Below are 24,423 nucleotides of genomic sequence, written 5' to 3'. Positions count from 1 at the left end.
ATCGAGGGCCTCGGCGCCCGGGTCGGCCAGCGACTGCTCGCGATGACCTGCGCGATCTGGCACAACCGAACCACCGGCCGACCCGTCACCCGCTCCCTGATCGCCTACGACCACTGACCGACTTCGGAACTACTCGTCTAGCTCTCGCCCGCGTAGGCCAAGGGCGGTACGGGCTTGGCCTCACCCGGGAACGCTGATGGGCAAACCTCTGACGTCTCAGCCGCTCCGCCGGTACGCTACCAATCCGCCAGGCCAAGTTCCGTCTAAGAGTGGAGCGCGATGCTAAGTCTCTCCGAGGTTGAGAACTTTGGGGCAATTGATGCAGATGCAGATGAGTTGCTCCGAGACTGTTTCCAGGATCATCCGGCGTATCTCGCCGCGAAGGGAAACAAAAAGTTTTTGATCCTTGGAAGGAAGGGCTCGGGGAAAACCGCCATATTTAAGCGGTTCATGACCGAGCGTGAGTTCAACGAATTCTCCTACGGTCACTCCTTTGAGGACTACCCGTGGCAGCATCATGACCTTCAGGCTCAGACGGGAGTGCCGGAGGAACGGAGGTATTTCCATAGCTGGAAGTACCTAATTCTGATCGGCTTGGCAAAGATTCTTTTGAATCAGGATCAAAGTCAGCCTTGGGATGAAGAGTCGATGCATTCACTCCAGGCTCTGGAGGACTTCGTTGTTGACTCTTACGGCTCTCGCGATCCGGATGTACGACAGCTTTTTAGCCCAGACAAGGAGCTTCGCCTAAAGGGAACCTTGAAGATCCCCTTCCTTGACGTGTCTGGCGAAAGGCTTCGGGTGCGGGAGCTTGCTCCGCATATTCAAGAGGTAAATCGAGCGATCCAGGAGCATATTTTGCGTTCGCTCAACCCGGACAACTCATACTTCATCTGTTTTGACCAGCTCGACCTGGGGTTCACGAAGTCCGACCAAGCGTACGGCCAGCGCTTGATCGGCTTGATTCTTGCCGCGCGTGACCTCTTTTTGGCCGGCAGGAATCGTGGCAAGAAGCTCAATATTGTAGTGTTCCTGCGAGATGATATCTATCAGGACCTTCAGTTCGAAGATAAGAATAAGATTACCGAGAACTTCTCGGAACTCGTTGAGTGGAGTGAGTCGGGAAGTGGCCTGACTTTGAAGCGGCTGATGGAGAGTCGGTTCAGTGTCGTCTTGGAGGCGGACGGAGGGTCTCCGGTTTTTTGGGGAGACGTCTTTGATGAGAACCGAGAGATGCCCAGCAGACAGACCAAATATAGGCATATCTGCGACCGGACTTTCCTGCGCCCGCGCGACATGATCAAATTCTGCAACGAGGTCCTCAAGAAGTATAATTCATCGCTCTTTGGTGAACAGTTTGACAATGAGGCGGTCCATGAGGCGCGTTCGGGGTATTCGGACTATCTCTTGAATGAGCTCGATGATGAAATTGCAAAGCATGTCCCGCAGTACAAGGAGTACCTGGAGGTGGTAAAGGAAATCGGCTCCACCCAGTTCTCCTTGTCTGAATTCCAGGAAGCATTTTCTCGGCGTGTGAGCCTTGCTGGCCTCGACGCCACAATCGCCCTCGGTCAGTTGTTTGAATTTTCAGTCGTAGGCTACCTGAAGCCTGGTGGGCGAGGTGGCGGCTCTGAATACGTTTGGCGCTACCGCGATCCGCGGGCTCGGTTCAATGCGACGTCCGAAGTTTTCCGCGTTCATGCCGGATTCAAGGAAGCGCTAGACCTGACCCGTCAAGCCTCCTAGCTATATCGCTGGCGCAACGGTATCGATCTGGGCGGTGGAGCGGTTTTGGCCGGTGTCCTGCCTGGTCTGGGGTCGAGCATGATCGGGGGGTCGTAAGCTGTTGCGACTCGGTCAGGGCTTTTTGGGCCTGACCGCAATGTGGCCGAGTGGCCCCCCGTTCTTGCTCGACGCGGGGCCCGGTCCTGGCAGGTGGGTAAAACCGTGGAGCCGCCCGCCCCAGCCACGGCGGGGTTTGGGGCCTCTGCCCTCGCACTCGGACTTGCCACGTGCGCGGCTGGGCCGCCGCCGGCGCGGGGCGAAGACAGGAGCGGAGGCGAGCGGCCAGGGCCGCGCGCTGGCGCGCTGTGCGCGCCTTGATGAAGTAGCGAAACTCGTAACACCCCATCCCCTCCACCTCACTCACCCCGACGGAGCTTGGCGCAGGGTGTGGGCATGCAGGGGGGTGACCACTGTCAGATTCTGACGGTGCCGGTGGGCCTGATCAGCTCGCTGCCGCATGCTCGGTGAGCCACTGCCGGCCGTCGTGGGTACGAATGCTCGGGGCTGCCTCGTCGCTCAGCGCGTCCAGGACGCGGACCGCGTACACCTCGGCCATGCGGTCGGAGACTTCGGCCGGCGTCAGCCACTCGATCGCGGTGGACTCGTCGGACAGCTGCTCGTCGCCGCCTTCGAGATGGCACCGGAAGACTAAGGCGACCACGCCGCGGGTGACGTTCTTGTAGACGCCGGTGAGCCGTTCGACGCCGACCTTGAGGCCGGTCTCCTCGTAGATCTCGCGGCGCACGCCGTCCTCGACGGTCTCCGTCAGCTCCAGGATGCCGCCGGGGGGCTCCCAGGTGCCGTTGTCGGCGCGGCGGATCGCCAGCACCCGGCCGTCTTCGCGCACCACGGCTCCGGCAACGGACACGGAGTGGAGGGGCGTTGACTGCGGCTTCGGGGCGCTGTTACTCATGTACAGGAGAATAGGAGCCCTGAAGGACTATGGCGAGTAGCGAGCTGGCTGGGTCGGCGAAGGCGAAGAAGTACCTGCAGATCGCCGACGACCTGGCCGCAGAGATCAAGGCGGGCACCCTCCGGCCGGGTGACTCGGTGCCGAGTGAAGCCGACCTGATGGAGCGTTACGGGGTCGCCTCTGGCACCGTGCGCAACGCCATCGCCGAGCTGCGGACGGCACAGCTCATCGAGACCCGGCACGGGAAGGGCTCTTTCGTCCGCTCCCGCCCCCCGGTGCAGCGCAAGTCGTCCGACCGCTTCCGGCGGGCCCACCGCAAGGCGGGCAAGGCGGCCTACATCGCCGAGACCGAGGCGTCCGGCAGCAAGCCCTCCGTCACGGTGCTGTTCATCGGGCCGACCGAAGCGCCGGCCGATATCGCCGAGCGGCTCCAGATCCCCGCGGGCACCCAGGTCCTCGCCCGTCGGCGCCGGTACTTCCGGGACGGCGTGCCGACCGAGGAGGCGACCTCGTACCTGCCGTGGGACGTGGCGAAGGACATCCCGGAGCTGTTCGCGGAGAATCCGGGTGGTGGCGGGATCTACCAGCGCCTGGAGGATCACGGCTTCACGCTTGCCGAGTACGGGGAGACCGTCCGGGCCCGGCTGGCGACCAAGGCCGAGGCGACCGCGCTGGCGCTGAGTCCGGGTGCGGCGGTGATCCATCTGGTGCGGGAGGCCGTCACCACCGCCGGCCGCGTGGTGGAGGTCTGCGACACGCTCATGGCTGCTGACCAGTTCGTTCTCGACTACCGGTTCGCCGCCACCGACTGACGGAAGCTCAAGTTCCTTAACCCGTCGCGGGTTTCTTCTCGCGGCGGGTTTACTTATGTACAGGAGTCGGGCACTCTTCTACTCGTAACTCCTGTACATGAGTACAGGAGATGACCTCATCTAGAGGAGATGCAGCCATGGCTGTGTTCAAGGTAGACACCTCCACCGCCTTCGTGTTCGTCGCCGTCCCGCCCGCCCCGAAGGTCGTGAACCGGCAGACGGGTGAGATCGCCGTCGACCGGGAGACCGGCGCGAAGATGATGACCGTCGGGCTGACCATCGCCGACGAGGGCGAGGCGAACCTCTACACCGTCTCGGTGCCGGAGACCGGCCTGTCCGAGTCGCTGGCGGTCGGGATGCCGGTCGCGCTCACCGGCCTCAAGGCGCGGGACTGGGAGAACGAGTTCAACGGGCAGAAGCGGCACGGGATCTCGTTCCGCGCGGCGGCCGTCACCTCGCTCGTTCCGGTCCAGGGCTGACGTCGTGTCGGGGGTTCTGGCACTCGCTGAGGTGGGCGTCCCGCTCGCCGCTCTCGGGGGCGGGGCCGCGTACGCCCGGGGCAAGGCTCCGGCGCTGTACTGGTCGGCCATCGGCCTCCCGATTGTCACGGCACGCTTCTCCGTGACGTACAGCAGCACCATGGACGCCTGCGGCCTGACCGTCGCCCCGTCCACGCTGCGGATCGCCATCACCCGGGCGACCACCCGGCGGGAGATCCGGCCGGTGCCGCCCCGGATCCGCCGCGTCCGGCCGACGACCACCGGCCTCAAGGTCAGGCTCCGGCTGGCTCCCGGCCAGGAACCGGCGGACCTGCTGGCCTCGGCAGAGCGGCTGCGGCACGCCTGGGGCGTCCACAGCGTCCACGTCGCGGTGATCAAGCCCGGCGTCGTCGAACTGCGGATGACCGGGTACGACGTGCTCCGCAAGGTGCGGATGCCGCGCACCTCGCAGTCCGGTGAGCTGGTCGTCCCCGTCGCCCTGCGCGAGGACGGCACGGCCTTCGTCCGCGACTACCGGGCGGTGCCGCACGCGCTGACGCTCGGGGCCACACTGTCCGGCAAGTCGATGTACCTGCGGAACCTGGTCGCCCAACTCGCCCGCACCGAAGTCGCGTTGGCTGGCATCGACTGCAAGCGCGGCGTCGAACAGGCCCCGTTCGCCTCCCGGCTGACGGCGCTGGCGACCGACCCGGCGATGGCAAGTGACCTACTGGACAAGCTCGTTGAGCTGATGGAGGAGCGCTACGGCCTGATCCGCGCCCACCAGAGCATCCCGTCCGCGATCCCGACGGAGGACATCACCTCGGACGTCTGGGGCCTGCCGGCCAAACTCCGGCCTGTGCCGGTCGTCCTGCTGGTGGACGAGGTGGCCGAACTGTTCATGGCCGCCACCCGCAAGGACGAGGAACGGCGGGACCGGATGGTCACCCAGCTGATCCGCCTCGCCCAGCTCGGCCGGGCCGCACACATCTACGTCGAAGCCTGCGGCCAGCGGTTCGGAGCCGAGCTGGGCAAAGGGGCGACCATGCTCCGGGCCCAGCTCACCGGCCGGGTGGTGCACCGGGTCAACGACAAGGCCACGGCCGAGATGGGACTCGGCGACGTCTCACCGGACGCCGTCTTCGCCGCCACCCAGATCCCGCTGGACCTGCCCGGCGTCGCGGTCGCCGGTGACTCCTCCGGCGGCTGGTCCCGCATCCGCACCCCGCACCTGACGCTCGCCGAAGCGGCCGCCATCTGCCGGGCGAACGCCCACCGCACGCCCGCGATCGACCAGTTGGAACGGTTCCGCCCCTACGTTCCGCCCGCGGCTGTCGTCCCGCCGAAGCCGTCCTTCCCGCCGCGCTTCTCGGCTTCACAGGTCACCGAGTAACCCACCCGCACCCCACGGTCGGCGTGACCGTACCCGCGCCACGTCCCTACCCCGCTATGCCCGCGTCCCTGAGAGGACCACGCCATGACCGCGTCCATGTCCTTCCACGTCGAGTCCGGAACCCGCGTGACCTGCCACGACTACGGCACCAAGCGCACCCCGATCCTGGCCGTCTGGCAGGCCCCCAACACCCTGACGATCAGCGCGCACGACAAGCTCCCGCTCGCCGAGCACCTGGCCTTCGCCCGGGACCTGGCCGCCGAGAGCGCGGCCTACCTGGCCGCCCTGGAGCGCTTCGCCGCCGAGACCGCCACCGCGTAGCCGCCCGAACCGCCGAGACCGGGCGATCGGCCCTCACGCCCCACCCGGCCCCGGCCCAACCAACGGAAGGAGGACCGACCGATGCGACTGCTCCGCCCGGACGCCGTACTCGTCCAAGCCGCCATCGCCGGTGCGCTGTCCTTCGCCCACCTGCACGACGTCGCCGAAGCCGCCGGCCAGCACGACTGGAAGGCGTGGGCGTACCCCGTCTCCGTCGACCTGCTGTTGGTCGCGGCCTGGCGGCGGATGCGCCACCTCAAGTCCGCCGGGGAGCCGGTGGGTTCGGCCTGGACCTGGTTCGGAATCGCGCTCGCCGCCTCGCTCGGCGCGAACGTCGCCACCGCCGGACTCCTCGACCTCACCGACGTCCCGGCCTGGCTCCGCATCCTGGTCGCCGGTTGGCCGGCTCTCGCGTTCTTCGGCGGCACTCTGCTCGCCCACGGGAACAGCACGGCGACAGAGCCCGAACTAGCCGTCGAGGAAGTCGACTTGCCGGTGTACGAGCCCGATCCATCGACCGATCTCCCGGACGCCGAGCCCGAACCGGAAGCCGTCGAAGCACCCCCTGCCCCTGCTGCTCTGCTCGCCGCTCCCGCGCCGGCACCCACGCCCACCGTCGCCGTCCCGGCCGCGCTGGTCGACCACGCTCGCAAGGTCGCCGACGACCACCGGGTCCGGACCGGCGAGCCGATCGACACCGAGACCCTGCGCGTCCGGCTCGGCGTCCCGCCGCACTTCGCCACCGCCATCGCCGCCCAGCTCACCTGAGAGGTCACCCATGCCCCGCCCGATCCGCCTGCGCAACGTGATGCGCATCGGCCCCGTCCAGGTCGGCACCTACTACGACAACCGCGGCCGCGAGAAGCACACCGCCGCCTGCACCGCCCCGCGCTGCGGCTTCTCCGCCGACTACGACAGTCGCGCCGCCGCCGAGATCGCCGCCCGCACCCACCGCTGCACCGTCCGCTGACAGGAGACCTGCCATGAACGTCACCCTTCCGCTCGTGTTCGTCCTCGGCGTCGGCGCCTGGGCCGTCGTCCGCTTCCTCAACATCCGCATCTGGGTCGCCGTCGTCATCGGCCTGTTCGGCTTCTACCTGGCGAACACCTTCCTCGCCCCGGTCATCGACGGCACCACCCGTTCCGGCGTCGACGTCATCAACACCACCCAGCAGAAGTGACCGGGGGACGACCGTGAACGCCACCCTCCTGCTGCCGGGCGCGCTGTCGCTCACCCCCGAAGGCTCGGCCCTGGTCGCGGAGATCGAGGCATACCTCGCCACGTTGCCCGTCCAGGCCCGCGCGGTCAGGCCGTTCATCTGCGACTACGGCAGCACCGTGCAGCGGTGGAACGCAGGCTTCCCGCAGCCGCGGCTGTCCCTACTGGACCGCCTCGCGCGCCGCCCCGCCCGACCGGTCGCCGTCACCGTCGCGGACCACCTGCGGCTGACCTCCCGCTACCTCGCCGAAGTCGGCTGGGTCCAGGGCGTCCTGTGGGACTCCGCCGGCCGCGTCTGCCTCCTCGGCGCCCAAGCCGCCGTCCTGCTCAACGGCTACGGCACCCCGTACACGGTCAGCCGAGCCCGTACCCAGGTGATGGAAGTCCTGCACACCACCGGACGGCCTGTCGCCTCCCCGGACGCCTTCAACGACGCCCCCGGCACCCGCCAGGCCGACGTGCACCACCTGCTCGACCGGGCCTCCGCCCGCGCGCGCTCCCTCGGCATCTGAACCGGTCCCCGGGGCGGTAGCAAGCCGCCAAGCCATCCCGCCGCCCCGGAGACCTCGACCCGCTCCGGAAGGACCGCCATGCACCTCGCCCCGCTCCTCGCCGCCGGCGTCCCCCTGCTCGGCTGGACCACCCACAGCACCGTCCTCGCCCGCCGCCTCGCTACCGCCCGCCGCGACCCGCTCACCGGGCTCCTGACCCGCGACGGCTTCACCACCCGCGCCGAGCGGATCATCCGCCGCCACCCCGAGCGCACCACCGTCCTGCTGATCGACCTGGACGACTTCAAGGCCGTCAACGACACCCACGGCCACGCCGCCGGAGACGCCGTCCTGATCGCCACCGCCCGCCGACTGGCCACCTGGTGCGGCACCGACGGCATCGCCGCCCGCCTCGGCGGAGACGAGTTCGCCGCCGTCGTCCTGAACGCCGAACACCGCGTCCCCGACCTGAACGACCAGCTCCAGCACCCCGTACTCCACGGCACCGAGCTGCTGAACATCGGCGCCTCCGTCGGCACCTCGCACCCGGCCACCCTGCTGCTCACCGAGGCGCTTTCGGCGGCCGACCGCCAGATGTACGCCGCCAAGCCCGGCGCCCGCACCGCGCGCCGCCGCTGACACAAGACCGGTCCCCGGCACGGCAGCAAGCCGCCAAGCATCCCGCCGCGCCGGGGACCTCAACCCTCCCCGAACCGAAGTCCGCGAAGGAGACCACCATCATGACGCAGCACCACCACGCCCAGGGCCGCATCTGCCCGAACTGCGACGGCTTCCCCCGCGTCGCCATCGCCACCGGCAGCCGCCGCCCGGACGGCAGCCGCACCACCGCCCCGGTCACCTGCCCGGCCTGCCAGGGCAGCGGCACCGCCCGCCGCGCCGCGCTTACCGCCGCCCAGAGCTGACCAGCCCCGCCGACCTGCGCCCGGGGCTGCCGCGCTCCATCGGCCCCGGGCTTTTCCCGTCAAGGGAGGTGCCCATGAAGAACCAGCTCACCGAGCGACCCGACCTCGCTCTGCACGACCTCGCCCGGCTCGCCGCCCGCGGCGACTTGCCCCGGCTGGAAGACCAGATCCGCCGGACCGGAGGGTGCGCCAACCCGATCCACCTCAAGGGCTTCCGCACCCTCCTGCACGCCTCCACGAAGGCCGTATGGCACCTCTACTCGACCGACCACGAGCCCGGCCACCGGCTCAAGGTCGCGTGCGGCAACCGACGTGCCTCCCGCTGCCCCGCCTGCGCCCGCACCTACTCGGCCGACACCTACCACCTGATCCGCGCCGGACTCGCGGGCGACGACACCAAGGGCGTCCCGGAGACGGTGCGCTCGCACCCCCGCGTCTTCGCCACCCTCACCGCCCCCTCGTTCGGCCCCGTCCACAACCGGCCCGACCACGGCCACTGCCGCTGCGGTACCGCCCATCCGGCAGGCTCGCCCGTCCTGGGCAGCCCACTCGACCCGGACGCCTACGACTACGCGCACGCCGTGCTCTGGAACAACCACGCCCCCGACCTGTGGCGGCGCTTCACCATCTACCTGCGCCGCGAAGTCGCCCGCCGCGCCGGCCTGACGCTCGGTGAGTTCCGCGAGAGGGCCAAGGTCTCGTTCGGCAAGGTCGCCGAGTACCAGCGCCGGGGCGCGGTCCACTTCCACGCCGTGATCCGCCTCGACGGGCCCGAGGGCGCCGACACCGCCCCGCCCGACTGGGCCACCGTTCCGCTGCTGGACGACGCCATCCGGGCCGCTGCCCGCCGCGTCGGCGTCCCCCTGGCCGCCGCCGGTGACCTACCCGCCCGGGTGCTGCGCTGGGGCAAGCAGCTCGACGTCCGGCCGATCGGTGCGTTTGGCTCGGGCGAGATCAGCGAACAGGCCGTCGCCTCGTACGTCGCCAAGTACGCCACCAAGAGCGCCGAGACCACCGAGACCGTCGACCGCCGCGTCCTGGAGCGCCACGAACTAGACCGGCACGACCTCCCGGACCACACTCGCCGCCTGATCGAAGCCTGCTGGGACCTCGATCCGCTCTACCCGCAACGGCTCCTCGCCCACTGGTCGCACATGCTCGGCTTCCGCGGTCACTTCTCGTCCAAGTCGCCCGGCTACTCGACCACCCTCGGCGCGCTCCGCCAGGTCCGCGCCGACTTCCGCGCCGAGCAGGCCCGGACCGACCTCCGCGCACGCCTCCTCGCCGCCGGCCTTCCGGACCTCGACGACCTGGCCGACGCCGAAACCCTCGTCGTCGCCCACTGGTCCTTCGCCGGAGCAGGCAACAGCCCTGGGGAATCCATGCTCGCCGCCGCCGTCGCGCGGGAGCTGCACGACCGCCGCACCAACGACCGACAGGAACTGCTGGCCCAGCTCGCGGCCGAAGGGGAGAACCGATGACCACCGCTACCGAGCTGCCGGTGCTCTACCGGGTGGACGACGTGGTGCAGCTGCTGAGGCTGAGCCGCACCGTGGTCTACGACCTGATCCGCGCCGGTCGCCTCCGCACGGTCAAGGAGGGCCGGTCGCGCCTGGTCCCGGCCTCCGCCATCAACGAGTACGTGGCGCTGCTGGAGCGCGAAGCGAGGGGGCAGCAGTGACCACCCGCCGCAGCCGCGGGGACGGCGGCCTCCACTGGGACGAGAAGCGTCAGCGCTGGATCGCCAGCGCGAGTCTCGGGTTCGACCCGGCCGGGAAGCGCATCGTGAAGCGGGGGAGCGGCCGGACCAAGACCGAGGCGAAGGCCAAGCTCAAGGAGATCCTGCGCGACCACGAGGACGGCCTCGCCATCGCGCCGACCAACTACACCGTGGGCAACGCGGTGAACGACTGGCTGACGTACGGGCTGGCTGGCCGCGACGCCGGGACTGTCGAGACCTGCACCACCCTGTGCCGCACCCACGTGATCCCGGCGCTGGGCGCCCGCAAGCTCCGCGACCTGGGCGCCGAAGACGTCGACCGCTGGTTGGCGGCCAAGGCCAAGGAGCTGAGCACCCGCACCCTCCAAGCGCTGCACTCCTGCCTCAACCGGGCGGTGAAGCGCGCGATGGCCCGGGACAAGGTGAAGCGCAACGTGGTGGAGCTCTGCACGGTGCCCACCGGCCGCCCTGGACGGCCCTCCAAGGCCCTGACACTGGCTCAGGCGGAGGCGGTCCTCAAGGCGGCCGAGAAGACCGGCATGTACGCCTACATCGTGGTCTCGCTGCTGACCGGCGCCCGGACCGAGGAGCTGCGGGCGCTCACCTGGGACCACGCCTTCCTCAAGGGCACCCCGGCCGGCGTCCCGCCGCACATCGCGGTGTGGCGCTCTGTCCGGGCCGGGGGCGACACCAAGACCCGGAAGTCCCGGCGCACCCTCGCTCTGCCCGCCCGGTGCGTCGAAGCCTTGCTGGACCACTGGGTGGACCAGGGCTGGGACCGGCTCGCCGCCGGCGACAAGTGGCAGGAGAACGGCCTCGTCTTCCACTCCGCCGTAGGTACCGAGCTGGATCCGTCGCACGTCCGCCGCGCCTTCCGGACGGCCATCGCCAAGGCGGAGGGGATCAACGCCGCCGACTGGACGCCCCGCGAGCTGCGGCACAGCTTCGTGTCGATCCTCTCCGACCAGGGCGTCCCGCTGGAGGAGATCTCGCGGCTGGTCGGCCACTCCAGCACCAGCGTCACGGAGGAGGTCTACCGGAAGCAGATCCGCCCGGTGATCCAGACCGGCGCGACCGTCATGGACGACGTCTTCGGACCCGCAGCAGAGGGGTAGTCACTCAGTTAGACCCGCACAACGAGGAAGGGCCCTGCCGGATCTCTCCGGCAGGGCCCTTGCCTGCTACTACGAAGTCGGGGTAGCGGGATTTGAACCCACGGCCTCTTCGTCCCGAACGAAGCGCGCTACCAAGCTGCGCTATACCCCGGTCCTGCTGTGTTGCCTTCCGTGTCCGGCGCAACGAGTAGAACTCTACAGGAGGTGGGGCCAGAGACGAAATCCGGTTTAGGGGCTGGTCAGCGTGGGGCGGGGGTGAGGGTGAGGAGGGTGGCCTCGGGGGGGCAGGCGAAGCGGACGGGGGTGTAGCGGTTGGTGCCGCAGCCTGCGGAGACGTGGAGGTAGGAGCGGTGGTGGGGGGTGGTGTGGGTGGAGAGGCCCTTGACGCGGGCGGGGTCGAGGTCGCAGTTGGTGACGAGGGCGCCGTAGAAGGGGATGCAGAGCTGGCCGCCGTGGGTGTGGCCGGCCAGGATGAGGGGGTAGCCGTCGGCGGTGAAGGCGTCGAGGCTGCGGAGGTAGGGGGCGTGGACGACCGCGAGGGAGAGGTCGGCGTCGGGGGAGGGGCCGCCGGCGACGGCGGTGTAGTCGTCGTGGCGGATGTGCGGGTCGTCGAGGCCGGTGAACTCGATGTCGAGGCCGGCGACGGTGAGGCGGCCGCGGGCGTTGTTGAGGTTGAGCCAGCCGGCCTGGTCGAAGCCGTCGCGGAGTTTCTGCCAGGGGTTGTGGATGGCGCCGGTGATGCCCCGGCGGCCGCTGCCGTCGGCGTTGTTGGTGCCGTGGGCGCCGCTGCGGAGGGCCTTGAGGTAGCGGGTGGGGCTCTTGCGGGCGGGGCCGTAGTAGTCGTTGGAGCCGAAGACGTAGACGCCGGGGAAGTCCATCAGCGGGCCGAGGGCGTCCAGGACGGCGGGGACGCCGAGCGGGTCGGAGAGGTTGTCGCCGGTGTTGACGACCAGGTCGGGGCGGAGGCCCGCCAGGCTGTGCAGCCAGCGCTGCTTCTTGGCCTGGCCGTTGACCATGTGGATGTCGGAGACCTGGAGGATCCGGATCGGCCGGGCCCCGGCGGGCAGCACCGGGACCTCGACGCGGCGCAGCCGGAACGAGCGGACCTCGTACCCGGCGGCGTAGACGAGACAGGCGGCGCCGGTGGCGGCGATGCCGAGCGGGACGGAGTACAGCGGTCGCATCGGTCCATGGTCGCAGACCCCCGGAACGGCCCGACGGGGACCCGGGGGAGGAGCGGGCCGGGGACGGAAGGGGGAGATGAGAGGGAGGGCAAGAAGGGAGGGCAAGAACGGAGGAAGGGCGCGGGCGGGGGGCGGGGCGGGCGGTAAAGGGGCGGCGGCAGAGCGGGGCAGGTGCCAGAATCGGCGGCATGACGACGCTCAAGGAGCAGCTGCAGGAGGACCTCACGGCTGCGATCAAGGCACGGGACGAGCTGCGCTCGTCCACCCTCCGGCTGACGCTGTCCGCGGTCACCAGTGCGGAGGTGGCGGGCAAGCAGAAGAAGGAGCTGTCCGACGCCGAGGTGCTGCAGGTGATCGGCAAGGAGGCGAAGAAGCGCCGGGAGGCCGCAGAGGCGTTCGAGGGCGCGGGCCGGGCCGACCAGGCGGCGCGGGAGCGCTCCGAGGGCGAGGTGCTGGACGCCTACCTGCCGAAGCAGCTCTCGGACGAGGAGCTGGCCGCGCTGGTGGCCGCCGCGGTGGCGGAGTCCGGGGCGAGCGGCCCGCAGGGCATGGGCGCCGTGATGAAGCTGGTCCGTCCGCAGGTGGAGGGCAAGGCGGAGGGCGGCCGGGTGGCCGCCGCCGTGAAGGCCGCCCTGGCCGGCTGAGGTCGGCTGGCTGGCTGGACGGACGGGCAAGAAGCGGAGAGCGGAGCGGCCCGCGAGGAGGATCTCCTCGCGGGCCGCTCCGCGTCCGTCGTCCCGCCGGGGTCAGTGCCGGCCGGGCTTGCCGGTGTTCCCGCCGATGACGTTCGGCGGGAGGGTGACGCCGCCGATGGGGTTGTTGCCGCCGGTGGGCCAGCCGTTGCCGCCGCCCTGGGCGTTGTCGCCGGACGGCGGGGACTGGTTGTCGCCCGGGCCGGGGGTGGCGGGCGGCTGGGTCGGCTGCGGGATGTCGACTTTCTGGAAGGTGGCCTTGGGGCTGCCGCTCAGGGCGTCGTTCATGGCGAGCTGCCAGATCGGGCCGGGGCCGTCGGCGCCGTAGACCGCCTTGAAGGGGTGGCCGCCGATGGTGATGTTCTTCATCGAGACGTTGCCGCCGACGCCGCCGAGCCAGACCGAGGTGGCCAGGTTCGGGGTGTAGCCGGTGAACCAGGCGGCGAAGCGGAAGTCGGTGGTGCCGGTCTTGCCGGCGATCTGGCGGCCGTCGTCGAGGCCGAGGGCGGAGCCGGTGCCCTTCTCGGTGACGCCGAGCAGCAGGGTGTTGACGCCGTCCGCGGTGGTCTGCGACATCGCCTGGTTGCAGTTGGCGCTGGGGACGGCGATCTCCTTGCCGTCGGCGCCGGTGACCGAGGTGAGCGCGACCGGCGCGCAGTAGAGGCCGCGGGCGGCGAACGCCGCGTAGGCGCCGGCCATCTGGAGCGGGCTGACCTCCTGGGTGCCGAGCACCATGGAGGCGACCTGCTTGATCTTGGTGCCGTTGGCCAGGGTGCCGAGGCCGAGCTTGTCGGCCATCTGCTTCATCGGGCAGAGGCCGACCTGCTCCTCCAGCTGGATGAAGTAGGTGTTGACCGACTTCTGCATGGCGACCTGGAGGCTGTACGGGCCCTTCTCCTCCGGCGACTCGTTGGTGAGCGTCTTCGGGTCGTGGGTGGTGCCCTCGCAGGTGGTCATCCTGGGGTACTCCATGCTGTTGGGCGAGGAGAACTCCTGGGTGATCGGCACGCCGGACTCCAGCGCGGCCGCCGCCATGATCGGCTTGAAGGTCGAGCCGGGCGAGAAGCCGTTGCCGCCGCCCATCGAGGCGCCGACGTTGAGGTTCAGCACGATCTGGTTCTTCGAGGTGTCCAGGCCGTACGGGCGGGTCTGCGCCATGGCGAGGATCTTGCCGGTGCCGGGTTCGACCATGCTGCCGGCGGCGGACACCGGGTCGGTCACCCGGACCTTCTTGGTGACCGCGTTGTACATCGCGCTCTGCTTGTCCGGGTCGATGGTGGTGTTGATCTTCAACCCGCCCTGCGACCACAGCTTCTGGCGGTCCGCGGCGGTCTTGCCGAACGCCGGGTCCTGCTTGATGACGTGGCGCACGTAGTCGCAGAAGAAGCCCATGCCGTTCTGCGCGGTGATGCAGCCGTTCTGCGGCTCGGAGTACTTGATGCCGAGCGGGGCGTCGAGCGCGGCCTTGGCCTGCTCGGGGGTGATGTGCTTGTACTCCAGCAGCTTGTTGATCACCGTGTTGCGGCGGGTCTGCGCGGCCTGCGGGTGGGCGATCGGGTCGTACGCCGTGGGGTTCTGGACCAGGCCGGCCAGCATCGCGGCCTCGGGGACGGTGAGGTCCTTGGCGCTCTTGCTGAAGTACCGGTTGGAGGCGGCCTCGATGCCGTACGCCTGGTGGCCGTAGAAGGTGATGTTCAGGTAGTTGGTGAGGATCTGGTCCTTGCTCAGGTCCTCTTCCAGCTTGATGGCGTACTTGAGTTCCTGGATCTTGCGGCCCAGGCTCTTCTTGGTGGCTTCGAGGAAGGCGGCCTGGTCGTCGCCGGCCTGCTCGACGAAGACGTTCTTCACGTACTGCTGGGTGAGCGTGGAGGCGCCCTGCGCGGTGGTGCCGGACTCGGCGTTCTTGGTGGCGGCGCGCAGCACGCCCTTGAGGTCGACGGCGCCGTGCTCGTAGAAGCGGGCGTCCTCGATGTCGACCTGGGCCTGCCGCATCACCGGGGCCATCTGGTCGGCGGTGAGGATGGTGCGGTCGCGGTCGTACACCTTGGCGATCAGGCCGCCCTTGGCGTCGTAGATCATCGACGCCTGGGAGAGGGTGGGCTGCTTGAAGTCGTCCGGGATGTTGTCGAACGACTCGGCGGTGTCCTTGGCGGTCAGGCCGAACGCCCCGACCGCCGGCAGCGCCATTCCGGCGACCAGGACGCCGGCGAGGACCGAGCCGCCCAGGAACTTGACGCCGTGCCCTGCCTTGTCCATCAGGGTGCCGGTGGATCGCGTAGGTGCCATGGGGAGAACCCTACGTCGCGGAATCCCGTACAGGGGGGCAGGTGTTCGCCTACGCTTGTCACAGAACTGCGACAGCTTCGCTCTGTTCATCGTCATCACTCTTGTGAGTGATGAGCTTTGTCCGTTTCGCGGGCCTTTGTCCGTGATCCGGACGAGTGTCGGGCGGGTCGCTGTCACGCACCGCTACGAATACCCCCCTGCCGCCCCCGGCAAGGCCCCCGACCTGCGGTCACTCCAACGAGTGAGCTGCTGGACACCCATAGTCCGATCGGGTCATGCGAGATTGGGCACACAGGGGCTGTTGCGTCGTGCCGTTCTTCCGTAACGTCCTCAACTGGCAACGGTGAATATGCCGTTGCCGCCGTGGGGGAGCCCCGAATCGGGAGAGGACGGCGCCGGGATGGGCTGGGTGGACGACTGGAGCGCGCAGGCGGCGTGCCGCACGAGCGATCCGGATGAACTGTTCGTGCAGGGGGCGGCGCAGAACCGCGCCAAGGCGGTGTGCAGCGGGTGTCCGGTGCGCACCGAGTGCCTCGCGGACGCGCTCGACAACCGGGTCGAGTTCGGCGTCTGGGGCGGAATGACGGAGCGCGAGCGGCGGGCGCTGCTGCGCCGTCGGCCGACCGTGGACTCCTGGCGCCGGCTGCTGGAGACCGCGCGCACCGAGTACGAGGAGTCGCTGGCGACCGGCGTGGTCCTGCGGGACTACGCCCAGGCGGGCTGACGCTCCGTCAGCAGCGGTCGGCGGGCGGGCCGGTGGGTCACTCGGTGGGGGAGCCGAGTCGGTCACCGACCGCCCGCAGGCCGTCCAGGTCGTGGACGTCGCCGGGGAGGGCGGCCACCTCGACGATCGGTACGTCCGGGTAGACCGAGGCGAAGCGGTTGCGGGTGCGCCGCTCCCTCGCCATGATCTGCATCCGCTCGGCGTGCAGCCGCAGCAGTCCGGCGGCCAGGGTCTCGGCCTCGGCGCCGGCCCGCGGCGCGCCGTTCTCCTCCAGCGCCTCGGCGGCGGCCAGCGCCCGTTCGGCGGTGAGCTGCGGGGCGCCGGTGGTGTGCACCCGGTTGAGCACCAGGCCGGCCAGCGGCATGTCGTCGGCGGCCAGCCGGTCGACGAAGTACGCGGCCTCGCGCAGCGCGTCCCGCTCGGGGGCGGCGACCACCAGGAACGCGGTGCCCTCGGCCTTCAGCAGCTGGTAGGTGCGGTCGGCGCGCTCCCGGAAGCCGCCGAACATCGAGTCCGTCGCGGAGACGAAGGTCTGGATGTCGGTGAGCAGTTGGGCGCCGAAGATCTTGCCCAGGGTGCCGGTGATCAGTCCCATGCCGACGTTCAGGAACTTCATCGCGGAGCGCCCGCCGACCTTGGCGGGGGCGGTCAGCAGCCGGATCACCTTGCCGTCCAGGAAGGACCCGAGGCGGGTCGGGGCGTCCAGGAAGTCCAGCGCGGAGCGGGACGGCGGGGTGTCGACGACGATCAGGTCCCAGCGGTCCTCGGCGCGGAGCTGGCCCAGCTTCTCCATCGCCATGTACTCCTGGGTGCCCGCGAAGCCGGCCGACAGCGACTGGTAGAACGGGTTCTCCATGATCGCCCGGGCCCGGTCGGGCTCCGCGTGGGCCAGCACGACCTCGTCGAAGGTCCGCTTCATGTCCAGCATCATGGCCTGGAGCTCGCCGTCGCCGCGGGTGCCCTTGACCACCCGCGGGGTGTTGTCCAGCTCGCTCAGGCCCATCGACTGGGCGAGCCGGCGGGCCGGGTCGATGGTCAGCACCACGACGCGGCGGCCGCGCTCGGCGGCCCGCAGGCCGATCGCGGCGGCGGTGGTGGTCTTGCCGACGCCGCCGGAGCCGCAGCAGACCACGATCCGGGTCGTCGGGTCGTCGATCAGGGTGTCGACGTCGAGCCCGGCGGCCCGCGCCCCGCCGCCGTCCGCCGTGGCGCCACCGTCCGTCGCTGCCCGGTTCCCCGCCGTCATGCCGCTCCCTGTCGCTTCAACTCGCCCGCCAGGCGGTACAGCCCGGCCAGGTCGACACCCTCGCCGATCAGTGGCAACTCGTAGGTGGGCAACCGCAGTTGCTGGAGGTCAACCCGCTGGGACCGTTCCAGCTCGACCCGTTCGGCGTGCTCCCTGGCCTGCTCCAGCAGCGGGTCGAGCAGCGGCGCGACGTTCGCCCGGACGGTCTCCGGCTTGCGCGAGCGCCCGCCCAGGCCGGCCTCGCCGAGGGCCAGCGCGACCTCCTCGCGGTGGTCGCCGTCGGCGGCCGCCACCGCCGCCGCGTCCAGCACCGGCGGGCGCACCATGTTGACCAGCACGCCGCCGACCGGCAGGCCGGACTCGCGCAGTTCGGTGATCCCGTCCACGGTCTCCTGGACCGGCATCTCCTCCAGCAGGGTGGTGAAGTGCACCGCCGTCTCGGGCGAGCGCAGCACCCGCATCACCGCCTGCGCCTGGGAGTGGATCGGCCCTATCCGGGCCAGGCCGGCGACCTCGGAGTTGACGTTCAGGAAGCGGGTCAGCCGCCCGGTCGGCGGGGCGTCCATCACCACCGCGTCGTAGCGGCGGCGCCCGTCCGGGCCCTTGCGGCGGGCCGCCTCGCAGGCCTTGCCGGTGAGCAGCACGTCGCGCACGCCGGGGGCGACGGTGGTCGCGAAGTCCACGAAGCCGACCTTCTGCAGGGCCTTCCCGGCCCGGCCCAGCTTGTAGAACATCTCCAGGTACTCCAGCAGCGCCTGCTCGGTGTCGATCGCCAGCGCGTGCACCTCGCCGTGGCCCTTGCCGGGCAGGCCGAGCTGGGCGGGCGTGACGGTGGCGATCCGGCGCTCCTCGTACGGCAGCGCGGCGATCCGGAACAGCTCGGCGATGCCCTGCCGGCCCTCCACCTCGATCAGCAGGGTGCGGCCGCCGTCGGCGGCCAGCGCGAGGGCCAGCGCGGCGGCCAGCGTGGTCTTGCCGGTGCCGCCCTTCCCGCTGACCACGTGCAGCCTGACGCCCTCCCAGTCCGGCTCCCGCGGCGCTGCCTGCTCGGTCGGCCCCGCCGTGCCGCTGGTGCCCGCCACGCCCGCTCTCCGTCCGTCGCTCTCGCCGGGCACCCGAGGCGGGCCCCTCACCGCGAGGGTAACCAGCGAGCGCTCCGGATGCCGGGAGCATCCCGGTGCCCCCGGTGAATCATGCCCGGTTTGTGTCCCACCTCACACCGGTCCGGGCGGGCGGCGGGGCGCGGGCCGGAGACCGCCGCCTGACGGCGCGGGGGGCCCGCCGGGCACTAGAGTCACCCCATGACCAAGTGGGAATACGTCACCGTGCCGCTGCTCGTGCACGCCACCAAGCAGATCCTCGACACCTGGGGCCAGGACGGCTGGGAGCTCGTCCAGGTCGTCCCCGGGCCGAACCCGGAGCAGCTGGTCGCGTACCTCAAGCGCGAGAAGGAGTAGTCATGAGCCAGGTCGAGCAGAGGCTCGCCGAGCTCGGGCTGACGCTGCCCGAGGTCGCCGCCCCGGTCGCCGCGTACGTTCCGGCGCTGCGCGACGGGGAGCACGTCCTGACGTCCGGCCAGCTGCCGATGGTCGCCGGGAAGCTCCAGCTGACCGGCAAGGTCGGCGCCGAGGTCACCGCGGAGGAGGCCAAGGAGCTGGCGCGGGTCTGCGCGCTGAACGCGCTGGCCGCGGTCAAGTCGGTGGTCGGCGACCTCGACCGGGTCGAGCAGGTCGTGAAGGTGGTCGGCTTCGTCGCCTCCGCGCCCGACTTCACCGGCCAGCCCGGCGTGGTCAACGGCACCAGCGAGCTGCTGGGCGAGGTCTTCGGCGACAAGGGCGTGCACGCCCGCAGCGCCGTCGGCGTGGCGGTGCTGCCGCTGGACGCGCCGGTCGAGGTCGAGCTGACGGTCCGGGTCCGGGACTGATCCGGCCGCTTCGCACGGGCCCGTCGCTGCTCGGCAGCGGCGGGCCCTTCGCGTGCGCGCCGCCGGCGGCCCTTCGCGTTCCCGGTAACGGCCGTTAACATCCGTGAGCATGCCCCAGATGCCGCCGTCCTGGCCCGCCCGTATCCGCGCCCTGACCACCGGGGAGCTCGTCCCCGCGCCGGCCAAGCCGTCCGCCACCGTGGTGCTGCTGCGCGAGGGCGCGGCCGGGCCGGAGGCGTACCTGCTGCGGCGGCGCGCCACGATGGCGTTCGCCGGGGGCATGTACGCCTACCCCGGGGGCGGGGTGGACCCGCGGGACCGGGAGGTGCGCCCGCCGTGGGCCGGGCCGTCCGCGGCCGAGTGGGCCGGGCGGCTGGGGGTGGACGAGGCGACGGCGTGCGCGGTGCTGTGCGCGGCCGTCCGGGAGACCTTCGAGGAGGCCGGCGTGCTGCTGGCCGGGCCGGACGCGCGGACGCTGGTGGAGCCGCGGGACTGGGCGGCCGAGCGGGCCGCGCTGGAGCGGCACGAGGTCTCGCTGGCGGAGTTCCTGACGGAGCACCGGCTGGTGCTGCGCAGCGACCTGCTGGCGGCGTGGGCGCGCTGGGTCACCCCGGAGTTCGAGGAGCGGCGCTTCGACACCTGGTTCTTCGTCGCCGCGCTGCCGCCCGGGCAGGCCGCCGCGGACACCGTCGGGGAGGCCGACCGGGTCGCCTGGCTGAGCCCGGCGGCGGCGCTGGACGGCTTCGCTGCGGGCGAGTTCGGGATGCTGCCGCCGACCGTCACGGTGCTGCGCGAGCTGCTGCCGCTGCGCACCGCGGCCGCAGTGGCGGCCGCCGCGGCGGACCGGAGGGTCGTCCCGGTGCTGGGGCGGGCGGAGGTGGCGGGGGACCGCATGACGGTGCGCTGGGACGGGTATGACGAGCTGACTATCGACGGCGTCTTCCCGGCGTGAGAACCTTCCCCCGGAACGATCACCGGCTCCGCCGGAGCGGCCGTTCCGGGCCGGTCCCACCCGGCCCGTACCGTTGACCGACAAGCGCACCGCACCGCCCTGACCTCGGAAGGAGACTCCGATGACCCACAACGACGTGGCTCGCCGGACCTCGGCCACGCCCGCCCGCCCCGTCACCCCCCGCGCCGTCGCCCACGACGAGGCGACGCCCCGGGAGACCAGCCGTCCGCTGACCCGCGACCTGCCGCCGCGCGCCCTGGTCCGCCCGCTCCCGTCGCGCCGGATCAGCCGCGACGAACGGGACGCCGCGTGAGCGCCGGCCCCGGCGGTACGGCGGACGCCGCGTGAGCGGCCCGCTTCCGGGCAGCCCCGCCGACACCGTCGGCGGGGCCGCCACCCCGCGCGCCCAGTGCGTGCTCGCCCCCAACCCGTCCCCGATGACGCTGGACGGCACCAACACCTGGCTGCTCTCCGAGCCCGGCTCCGACCTCGCCGCCGTCGTCGACCCGGGCCCGCTCGACGAGGCCCACCTTCGCCGGATCGTCGACACCGCCGAGCGGCAGGGCAAGCGGATCGCCCTCACCCTGCTCACCCACGGCCACGCCGACCACGCCGAGGGCGCCGCCCGCTTCGCCGAACTCACCGGCACGCCCGTCCGCGCCCTCGACCCGGCGCTGCGGCTCGGCGAGGAGGGCCTGCACGGTGGCCAGCGCCTGGACGTCGGCGGCCTCGACCTGCGGGTCGTCGCCACCCCCGGGCACACCTCGGACTCGCTGACCTTCCACCTGCCCGCGGACGGCGCGATCCTCACCGGCGACACCGTCCTGGGCCGCGGCACCACGATGGTCGCCCACCCCGACGGCCGCCTCGGCGACTACCTCGACTCGCTGCGCCGCCTGCACGCGATGGCCGCCGAGCACGGCGTCCGCACCGTCCTGCCCGGCCACGGCCCCGTCCTCGCCGACGCGCTGGGCGCCGTCGACTACTACCTGGCCCACCGCGCCGCCCGGCTCGCCCAGGTCGAGACCGCCGTCGAGGCCGGCTGCCGCACCGCCGCCGAGGTGGTCGCCCGGGTGTACGCGGACGTCGACCCGGCGCTGTGGCCCGCGGCGGAGCTCTCGGTGCGCGCCCAGCTCACCTACCTGACGGACCGCGGCCTGATCCCGGAGGCCTGAGGCCCGGTCCCGTTCTGGGGCCCGGACCCGGAGGTGCTGGGGCCCGGGAACGCGGAACCGCGCCCGGGTGCACGCGGGGTGCGGTCGGGCGCGGCTGCGGCGGAGGTTCAGCGCGAGCGGCGGGAGAGCCGTTCGACGTCGAGCAGGACGACCGCGCGGGCCTCCAGCTTGAGCCAGCCGCGGCCGGCGAAGTCGGCGAGCGCCTTGTTGACCGTCTCGCGGGAGGCGCCGACCAGCTGGGCGAGCTCCTCCTGGGTGAGGTCGTGGGCGACGTGGATGCCCTCGTCGGACTGGACGCCGAAGCGGCGGGAGAGGTCGAGCAGGGCCTTGGCGACGCGGCCGGGCACGTCGGAGAAGACCAGGTCGGACATCACGTCGTTGGTGCGGCGCAGCCGACGGGCGATCGCGCGCAGCAGGGCGATGGAGACCTCGGGGCGGGCGTGCAGCAGCGGGAGCAGGTCGCCGTGGCCGAGGCCGAGGAGCTTGACCTCGGTGAGGGCGGTGGCGGTGGCGGTGCGCGGGCCCGGGTCGAAGAGCGAGAGCTCGCCGATCATCTCGGAGGGGCCGAGTACGGCGAGCATGTTCTCGCGGCCGTCGGGGGAGGCGCGGTGCAGCTTGACCTTGCCCTCGACCACGACGTACAGCCGGTCGCCCGGGTCGCCCTCGTGGAACAGCGACTCGCCGCGGGCGAGCGTCACCTCGGTCATGGAAGCGCGGAGCTCGGCAGCCTGGTCGTCGTCGAGTGCCGCGAACAGCGCGGCGCGCCGCAGAACGTCGTCCACGAGCTTCCTCCTGCTGGTGTCATGGGCAGTGCTACTCACCACCAAGGATGACGCATGTCGCTCCGATCATATGAGGAGGGGGTGTGCCGAGGTGGGGCCTACGCGGCCATTCGCGCAGTTCGGGTGAGCGCCGGGGGCGTGCGGTGGCCGTTCGCGGCGGGCGCGCCGGAGTCCCGCACCGGCGGGCGCGCGGGCACCCGCCGGTGCGGGAGGGCTATCCGCCGAGGGCCTGGCGGGCGAAGGCGCGGGTGCCGGCGACGTGGTGGCGGGCGAGGGCGGCGGCGGTCTCGGGGTCGCGGGCCTTGATGGCGTCGAGCAGCCGCTGGTGCTCGGTGCACATCGGGAGGCTGGTCTCGTCGTCGGAGGTGAGCCGGAACAGGCGGCGCAGGCGGCCGTCGAGCGGGGCCATCATGTCGCGCAGCAGCGGGTTGCCGGAGAGCTCGACGATCTCGCGGTGGAAGTCGGCGTTCAGGCTGACGGTCTCGCGCAGCCGGCCGGCCTCGGCGGCCTTGCGGGTGCGGGCCAGGATCCGTTCCAGGCCGCGGACGCCGGCGGGGGTGGCGTGCCGGGCGGCGAGGCTGGCGGCGAGCGCCTCCAGGGACTCGCGGACGGCGAAGAAGTGCTCGGCCTCCTCGGGGCCGAAGTCGGCGACGACGGCGCCCCGGCGGGCCTGGACGGTGAGGAAGCCCTCGCGTTCCAGGCGCTGCATGGCCTCGCGGACCGGGATCCGGGAGACGCCCATGCCGTCGGCGAGTTCGCGCTCGACCAGGCGCTGCCCAGCCGGGTGCTCGCCCTCGATGATCCGTTCGCGCAGCTGGACGTAGACGAGGTCCGCCAGCGACTGGTGGGCGTCGCCGAGGGTGTCGGGCATCGGGGGCTCCAGGCGGCAGCGGGCGGACGGCGCGGGCAGTAGATCAGATCATTCCAGATCCGGGTGAGCCACCCCCTTGTCTGGTATTCGGTATACCAGATACCTTGACCGCTCACCCTCCCCCGACCGCCCCGGAGGCACCCGTGCCCGCCCTTCCTCCCCCCGGCCCCCGGCTGCTGCTGGACGCCACCCTCCCGGACGGGTCCCGCGCGGACCTGCGGATCGAGGACGGCCGGATCGCGGCCCTCACCCCCGTCCCGGCCGGGCGCGAGCGGGCCGAGCCGGGCCCGGGCGCCCGCGCGCTGGACGGCGCGCTGCTGCTGCCCGCCCTGGTCGACGGGCACGCGCACCTCGACAAGACCTTCCTCGGCGCGCCCTGGCAGCCGCACCGCGAGGCGGACGACCTGCGCGGGCGGATCACCGCCGAGCGGCAGCTGCGCCGGGAGGTCGCCGAGCAGGCGCCGGTGGCCGAGCGGGCGGAGGCACTGGCCCGCCGGATGGCCGCGCTGGGCACCGGCTTCGTCCGCTCGCACGTGGACGTCGACCCGGACACCGGGCTGGACCACCTCCACGCGGTGCTGGAGGCGCGCGAGCGGGTCCGGGACCTGCTCGACGTGCAGCTGGTGGCGTTCCCGCAGAGCGGCGTGGTGGCCGAGCCCGGGGTGGTCCGGCTGCTGGACGCGGCGCTCCGCGAGGGCGCCGAACTGATCGGCGGGCTCGACCCGTTCGGCTTCGACAACGACGTGGACGGCCAGCTCGACGCGGTCTTCGGCCTGGCGGAGCGGCACGGCGCGGGCGTCGACATCCACCTGCACGACGGCGGCGAGGTCGGCGCGGCGCAGCTGCGGGCGATCGCCGGGCGGACGGCGGCGCTGGGCCTGGGCGGGCGGGTCGCGGTCAGCCACGCGTACTGCCTGGGCCAGCTGGCCGAACCCGAACTCACCCGCACCGCCACGGCGTTGGCGGAGGCCGGGGTGGCCGTGATGACCAACGGGCCGGCCCGGACGATGCCCCCGGTGAAGCTGCTGCACGAGCTCGGCGTGCTGGTCTTCGCGGGCTCCGACAACATCCGCGACGCGTGGTGGCCGTACGGCACCGGCGACATGCTGGAGCGGACCACCGTCATCGGCCTGCAGGGCGAGCTGATGACCGATCGGGAACTGTGCCTGGCGGCCGAGTTCGCCACCGGTCACGCCGCCCGGGCGCTCGGCGTCGAGGAGTACGGGATCGCCGTCGGCCGACCCGCGAGCCTGGTGGCCGTGGCCGCGGGCTCGGTGCCCGAGGCGGTCGCCGCCCACCCCGAGCGGCTGCTGGTGCTGCACCGCGGCCGCACCGTCCTGGACCGGCTCGACGGCCCTCCGCGGTAAGTCAGTTCCCCCCCCCCGCGCCCCACACCCCCACGCCCCACACCCCCAC

29 protein-coding genes, 1 tRNA gene and 1 pseudogene are annotated in these 24,423 nt (G+C 71.5%); 23 read left to right on the top strand and 8 right to left on the bottom strand.

What is annotated here, in order from left to right; genetic code table 11:
• Both ACZ3J7_RS37680 and ACZ3J7_RS37675 read left to right on the top strand, forming a co-directional pair.
• A pseudogene (locus ACZ3J7_RS37680) lies at positions 1–117 on the top strand (IS982 family transposase); the annotation flags it as partial.
• Between the two features lie 162 nt (positions 118–279).
• Positions 280–1,746, top strand: coding sequence for a P-loop ATPase, Sll1717 family (locus ACZ3J7_RS37675; protein WP_465627790.1), 1,467 nt, complete (start codon positions 280–282; stop codon positions 1,744–1,746).
• Positions 1,747–2,227: 481 nt separating this feature from the next.
• On the opposite strand, the gene ACZ3J7_RS37670 is transcribed toward ACZ3J7_RS37675, so the two are convergent.
• On the bottom strand, positions 2,228–2,710 hold the full coding sequence (locus ACZ3J7_RS37670; protein ID WP_465627796.1) for an NUDIX hydrolase: 483 nt from the start codon (positions 2,708–2,710) through the stop codon (positions 2,228–2,230).
• 17 nt (positions 2,711–2,727) lie between these two features.
• On the opposite strand from ACZ3J7_RS37670, the gene ACZ3J7_RS37665 reads away from it, so the two are divergent.
• The 13 genes from ACZ3J7_RS37665 (at position 2,728) to ACZ3J7_RS37605 (ending at position 11,171) form a co-directional block, all read left to right on the top strand.
• Positions 2,728–3,510 carry a GntR family transcriptional regulator gene (locus ACZ3J7_RS37665; protein ID WP_465627788.1) on the top strand — a complete coding sequence of 261 codons (783 nt, stop codon included), beginning with the start codon at positions 2,728–2,730 and terminating at the stop codon, positions 3,508–3,510.
• Positions 3,511–3,647: 137 nt separating this feature from the next.
• Entirely contained in the window at positions 3,648–3,989 is a 342-nt protein-coding gene (locus ACZ3J7_RS37660) for an SCO3933 family regulatory protein (RefSeq protein ID WP_030919767.1), read from the top strand.
• Between the two features lie 4 nt (positions 3,990–3,993).
• Positions 3,994–5,382: an FtsK/SpoIIIE domain-containing protein gene (locus ACZ3J7_RS37655; RefSeq protein ID WP_465627786.1), complete on the top strand. Its 1,389-nt coding sequence runs from the start codon at positions 3,994–3,996 to the stop codon at positions 5,380–5,382.
• Positions 5,383–5,466: 84 nt separating this feature from the next.
• The gene (locus ACZ3J7_RS37650) at positions 5,467–5,703 is read left to right on the top strand and encodes a hypothetical protein (protein ID WP_465627784.1); all 237 of its coding nucleotides are present in this window, start codon (positions 5,467–5,469) and stop codon (positions 5,701–5,703) included.
• Positions 5,704–5,784: 81 nt separating this feature from the next.
• On the top strand, positions 5,785–6,471 hold the full coding sequence (locus ACZ3J7_RS37645; protein WP_465627782.1) for a DUF2637 domain-containing protein: 687 nt from the start codon (positions 5,785–5,787) through the stop codon (positions 6,469–6,471).
• 10 nt (positions 6,472–6,481) lie between these two features.
• Positions 6,482–6,673, top strand: a complete 192-nt coding sequence (locus ACZ3J7_RS37640; RefSeq protein WP_030919758.1) for a mobile element transfer protein — start codon at positions 6,482–6,484, stop codon at positions 6,671–6,673.
• 13 nt (positions 6,674–6,686) lie between these two features.
• Positions 6,687–6,884 carry a hypothetical protein gene (locus ACZ3J7_RS37635; protein ID WP_030919755.1) on the top strand — a complete coding sequence of 66 codons (198 nt, stop codon included), beginning with the start codon at positions 6,687–6,689 and terminating at the stop codon, positions 6,882–6,884.
• Positions 6,885–6,897: 13 nt separating this feature from the next.
• On the top strand, positions 6,898–7,434 hold the full coding sequence (locus ACZ3J7_RS37630; RefSeq protein ID WP_465627779.1) for a DUF6197 family protein: 537 nt from the start codon (positions 6,898–6,900) through the stop codon (positions 7,432–7,434).
• Between the two features lie 78 nt (positions 7,435–7,512).
• Positions 7,513–8,052, top strand: a complete 540-nt coding sequence (locus ACZ3J7_RS37625; protein ID WP_465627777.1) for a GGDEF domain-containing protein — start codon at positions 7,513–7,515, stop codon at positions 8,050–8,052.
• 101 nt (positions 8,053–8,153) lie between these two features.
• Positions 8,154–8,336, top strand: coding sequence for a hypothetical protein (locus ACZ3J7_RS37620; protein WP_465627775.1), 183 nt, complete (start codon positions 8,154–8,156; stop codon positions 8,334–8,336).
• Between the two features lie 74 nt (positions 8,337–8,410).
• Positions 8,411–9,817, top strand: a complete 1,407-nt coding sequence (repSA, locus tag ACZ3J7_RS37615; RefSeq protein ID WP_465627773.1) for a replication initiator protein RepSA — start codon at positions 8,411–8,413, stop codon at positions 9,815–9,817.
• Entirely contained in the window at positions 9,814–10,017 is a 204-nt protein-coding gene (locus ACZ3J7_RS37610) for a helix-turn-helix domain-containing protein (protein WP_465627771.1), read from the top strand. The genes repSA and ACZ3J7_RS37610 overlap by 4 nt, the downstream gene beginning before the upstream one ends.
• Positions 10,014–11,171, top strand: a complete 1,158-nt coding sequence (locus ACZ3J7_RS37605; RefSeq protein WP_465627769.1) for a tyrosine-type recombinase/integrase — start codon at positions 10,014–10,016, stop codon at positions 11,169–11,171. The genes ACZ3J7_RS37610 and ACZ3J7_RS37605 overlap by 4 nt, the downstream gene beginning before the upstream one ends.
• Positions 11,172–11,248: 77 nt before the next feature.
• Here ACZ3J7_RS37605 and ACZ3J7_RS37600 read toward each other — a convergent pair.
• Positions 11,249–11,322, bottom strand: a tRNA-Pro gene (locus ACZ3J7_RS37600).
• 88 nt (positions 11,323–11,410) lie between these two features.
• A complete protein-coding gene (locus ACZ3J7_RS37595) occupies positions 11,411–12,355 on the bottom strand; it encodes a metallophosphoesterase (RefSeq protein WP_465627767.1) in 945 nt (314 codons plus the stop codon).
• Positions 12,356–12,543: 188 nt separating this feature from the next.
• On the opposite strand from ACZ3J7_RS37595, the gene ACZ3J7_RS37590 reads away from it, so the two are divergent.
• Complete coding sequence (locus tag ACZ3J7_RS37590; RefSeq protein ID WP_465627765.1) at positions 12,544–12,999, top strand: GatB/YqeY domain-containing protein; 456 nt, start codon at positions 12,544–12,546, stop codon at positions 12,997–12,999.
• Positions 13,000–13,101: 102 nt separating this feature from the next.
• Here the strand turns inward: ACZ3J7_RS37590 and ACZ3J7_RS37585 are convergent, their stop codons facing one another.
• On the bottom strand, positions 13,102–15,333 hold the full coding sequence (locus tag ACZ3J7_RS37585; RefSeq protein WP_465627763.1) for a transglycosylase domain-containing protein: 2,232 nt from the start codon (positions 15,331–15,333) through the stop codon (positions 13,102–13,104).
• A 400-nt stretch (positions 15,334–15,733) separates the two neighbouring features.
• On the opposite strand from ACZ3J7_RS37585, the gene ACZ3J7_RS37580 reads away from it, so the two are divergent.
• Positions 15,734–16,057, top strand: coding sequence for a WhiB family transcriptional regulator (locus ACZ3J7_RS37580; protein WP_030461873.1), 324 nt, complete (start codon positions 15,734–15,736; stop codon positions 16,055–16,057).
• 37 nt (positions 16,058–16,094) lie between these two features.
• On the opposite strand, the gene bagB is transcribed toward ACZ3J7_RS37580, so the two are convergent.
• Both bagB and bagA read right to left on the bottom strand, forming a co-directional pair.
• Positions 16,095–17,303, bottom strand: coding sequence for an ATPase BagB (gene bagB / locus ACZ3J7_RS37575; protein ID WP_465627761.1), 1,209 nt, complete (start codon positions 17,301–17,303; stop codon positions 16,095–16,097).
• Positions 17,300–18,310, bottom strand: a complete 1,011-nt coding sequence (bagA, locus tag ACZ3J7_RS37570) for an ATPase BagA (RefSeq protein WP_465627794.1) — start codon at positions 18,308–18,310, stop codon at positions 17,300–17,302. The genes bagB and bagA overlap by 4 nt, the downstream gene beginning before the upstream one ends.
• Positions 18,311–18,604: 294 nt before the next feature.
• Here bagA and ACZ3J7_RS37565 point away from each other — a divergent pair, with 294 nt between their 5' ends.
• From ACZ3J7_RS37565 to ACZ3J7_RS37545, 5 genes are all read left to right on the top strand, one after another.
• Positions 18,605–18,760, top strand: a complete 156-nt coding sequence (locus tag ACZ3J7_RS37565; protein WP_014136749.1) for a DUF4177 domain-containing protein — start codon at positions 18,605–18,607, stop codon at positions 18,758–18,760.
• 2 nt (positions 18,761–18,762) lie between these two features.
• On the top strand, positions 18,763–19,227 hold the full coding sequence (locus ACZ3J7_RS37560) for a RidA family protein (RefSeq protein WP_465627759.1): 465 nt from the start codon (positions 18,763–18,765) through the stop codon (positions 19,225–19,227).
• 109 nt (positions 19,228–19,336) lie between these two features.
• A complete protein-coding gene (locus ACZ3J7_RS37555; RefSeq protein ID WP_465627757.1) occupies positions 19,337–20,179 on the top strand; it encodes an NUDIX hydrolase in 843 nt (280 codons plus the stop codon).
• A 121-nt stretch (positions 20,180–20,300) separates the two neighbouring features.
• Complete coding sequence (locus ACZ3J7_RS37550) at positions 20,301–20,492, top strand: hypothetical protein (protein WP_465627755.1); 192 nt, start codon at positions 20,301–20,303, stop codon at positions 20,490–20,492.
• Between the two features lie 31 nt (positions 20,493–20,523).
• A complete protein-coding gene (locus ACZ3J7_RS37545; RefSeq protein WP_465627753.1) occupies positions 20,524–21,354 on the top strand; it encodes an MBL fold metallo-hydrolase in 831 nt (276 codons plus the stop codon).
• Between the two features lie 107 nt (positions 21,355–21,461).
• Here ACZ3J7_RS37545 and ACZ3J7_RS37540 read toward each other — a convergent pair whose 3' ends face one another.
• Positions 21,462–22,136, bottom strand: coding sequence for a Crp/Fnr family transcriptional regulator (locus ACZ3J7_RS37540; protein ID WP_014136744.1), 675 nt, complete (start codon positions 22,134–22,136; stop codon positions 21,462–21,464).
• Positions 22,137–22,350: 214 nt separating this feature from the next.
• Entirely contained in the window at positions 22,351–23,007 is a 657-nt protein-coding gene (locus ACZ3J7_RS37535) for a GntR family transcriptional regulator (protein ID WP_465627751.1), read from the bottom strand.
• 143 nt (positions 23,008–23,150) lie between these two features.
• Between ACZ3J7_RS37535 and ACZ3J7_RS37530 the strand changes: the two genes are divergently transcribed.
• Positions 23,151–24,374, top strand: a complete 1,224-nt coding sequence (locus tag ACZ3J7_RS37530; RefSeq protein ID WP_465627749.1) for an amidohydrolase family protein — start codon at positions 23,151–23,153, stop codon at positions 24,372–24,374.
• Positions 24,375–24,423 lie beyond the last annotated feature (49 nt).

This window comes from Kitasatospora sp. NPDC015121, from assembly GCF_055562955.1.
Note: the sequence above shows the minus strand (reverse complement) of the source record. Positions and strands in the feature narration are given on the sequence as shown.